The sequence below is a fragment of the Candidatus Darwinibacter acetoxidans genome, from assembly GCF_041936445.1.
In the GTDB taxonomy this organism is placed as follows: Bacteria; Bacillota; Limnochordia; order Darwinibacteriales; family Darwinibacteriaceae; genus DTU010.
This window is the reverse complement of the sequence record NZ_JBHGXH010000258.1, coordinates 1-1,811: the sequence shown is the minus strand read 5'-3', so window position 1 is coordinate 1,811 and position 1,811 is coordinate 1. Positions and strand designations below refer to the sequence as shown.

Genomic DNA, 1,811 nt, shown 5'->3' with positions numbered 1-1,811 from the left:
GACGAGCAGGCCGTCTTCTTGGATTGCCTTTTCGAGATCAGACAGGATGGAGAGCTGCACCTGGTAGCGTTTGAACGTGGTGATGAAAAAGAAGTTCTGCTCCACCCCGTGCTGCTCGGCAATGCGCAGGATCTCGCGGGCCTGTTCGGTTAGATTCAGTTTTTTCTTATCTTCTGCCATGGTTTCACCCCAAAAGGAAACCGCCCCGGAAGGCGGTTAATTGTTTATCGGTTTTTGTCTGGCGTCAGGCGAATAGTCTTTCCTGTTCCAGGTGTTTTCTCAGGTCATCTTTGATGTAATAGCCGCACCTGAGTTCGTCAAGCAGCTCCACTGCCTGGCTGCCGAAGCGATACCAGTCTATTTCTCGCGCCAGCGGGTGGTGGTTCAGCGTTCCCACCTTGAAGGTGTCGACGTATTCGTGAGCCCGCCGAATAATCTCCAGGCTTTGCTCGGGGTCGATGACCGGCTCCAGGCTGGCCCAGGTGGTAAGGCCCAGGCTCTTGGCCTTTTCCAGCATGGCGAATCGTTCTGTCGGTGGAGCTGCGCCCGGTTCCCACTCCAGCGAATCTGCCGGGTTGATAAATGTCAGGGTCGCGCCCACTTTGTCGCCAGCGCCCAGCATGGATAAATCTTTCTCGGCCCGTTTCCCGCCCTTGGTGAGGACTTCTACCGGAAAGCCGTTTCCCCGTAGAATCCGGATGGCTTTCCTGGCCAGGTCGTGTTCGTCGTTGATCGGCTGGTAGGGATCGCAAGTAAAGCACAGCAGGACCGGCCCCTTGAATTTAAGCTCAAAGCGTCGGGCGTCTTTGGAAAGTTCCTCGATAACATTTTTTCTCGGCACTGGTTCCCGGTAAAACTTTCCCCTGTCGGCTCTGGTGGCTGCCAGTGCGTAGCAGTAGCGGCAGCCGTGTCCGCATCCCCGGTATAGATTGGCTGCTAATTCACAGTATTCCCGAGCCCTTCCCCGTGGTTCATAAATAATCGGCATTACGGCGATACCTCCTGAAGTAGTTGGTAGAGGTCATCAGCGCATGTGATGGGCACGCCGTCACCGGCAAGCTCGGAGACCAGAACGTCTAAGGGTTGGCCGTCTTTCCGCTTGCACCAGGTCGGGATATCTTCGTAGTCGTGGTCACTGATTCCGCCTGCCTGCCGGATGAGGTCGCGGATTCTTTTGTGTTCGGCGGTGACATATTCGCGGTCTATCTGCTGCAAGATGTAATCTTCGTATTCTTCATCGGTCATTTGCATGATTTGATTGTGACGGCGCGTTTTATACGCCCTGCGTGCCAGTTCCCCAGGCGGGTATTTCTCCCGGATTGTTTTCCAGGCCCTTCTGGAGAGTTCGCCCTTCGGGTAGCGTTCCCGAATGGTCGCCCAGGCTTTCTGTGATGGTGTTTGTTTCCCGCCCATGCCCTGATTCCCCCTTCATGTATATTATAGCACTTTCTGGAAGGATACACAAGGGTTTATCAGTGTTTTTCTTCTGTTTTCTTCCTCTTCCTCGCTCTACCTCCGTTTTCTGGAGATGTCTAAAAATTCAAAGCTCCGTAGACGCCCTGTAAGGGCCGTGGAGAGCGGTCAAGGTATAAAGGTATGGGCAGGCTTTTTAAACGCCTTAAAACGGCACTTCTTGGTCGGGGAAAACGCCTATATCTCGGGCTTTTTTGGCCTTCGTTCCCTTTTTATTATTTTTTGCTGTTTTAGAATTTTTGCCGGGCGAAAAACGTTCAGAACTCGGGCTTTTCTGGCCCTTGCTTTTTGTGTCCCTGCCTACCTCGGGGAGCTTCTCCATCTTCAGCGCCCAGTAA

General features: G+C 53.4%; 3 protein-coding genes and 1 pseudogene. All 4 read right to left on the bottom strand.

The features are described from left to right. Positions 1-180 (bottom strand): annotated as a pseudogene (locus tag ACE4YL_RS09860) (hypothetical protein); the annotation flags it as partial. A gap of 64 nt (positions 181-244) precedes the next feature. After that, positions 245-988 (bottom strand): radical SAM protein, encoded by a 744-nt coding sequence (locus ACE4YL_RS09855; protein ID WP_461369600.1) that lies wholly within the window; start codon positions 986-988, stop codon positions 245-247. Beyond that, positions 988-1,413, bottom strand: a complete 426-nt coding sequence (locus tag ACE4YL_RS09850; RefSeq protein WP_461369599.1) for a hypothetical protein — start codon at positions 1,411-1,413, stop codon at positions 988-990. The genes ACE4YL_RS09855 and ACE4YL_RS09850 overlap by 1 nt, the downstream gene beginning before the upstream one ends. 205 nt (positions 1,414-1,618) lie before the next feature. Next, on the bottom strand, positions 1,619-1,811 hold a 193-nt coding region (locus tag ACE4YL_RS09845), incomplete at its 5' end, for a hypothetical protein (RefSeq protein ID WP_461369598.1).

What these genes read in the sequence shown, in the direction of transcription:
- ACE4YL_RS09855 (WP_461369600.1), bottom strand. Translation starts at nt 988, where the DNA reads ATGCCGATTATTTATGAACCACGGGGAAGGGCTCGGGAATACTGTGAA.
- ACE4YL_RS09850 (WP_461369599.1), bottom strand. Translation starts at nt 1,413, where the DNA reads ATGGGCGGGAAACAAACACCATCACAGAAAGCCTGGGCGACCATTCGG.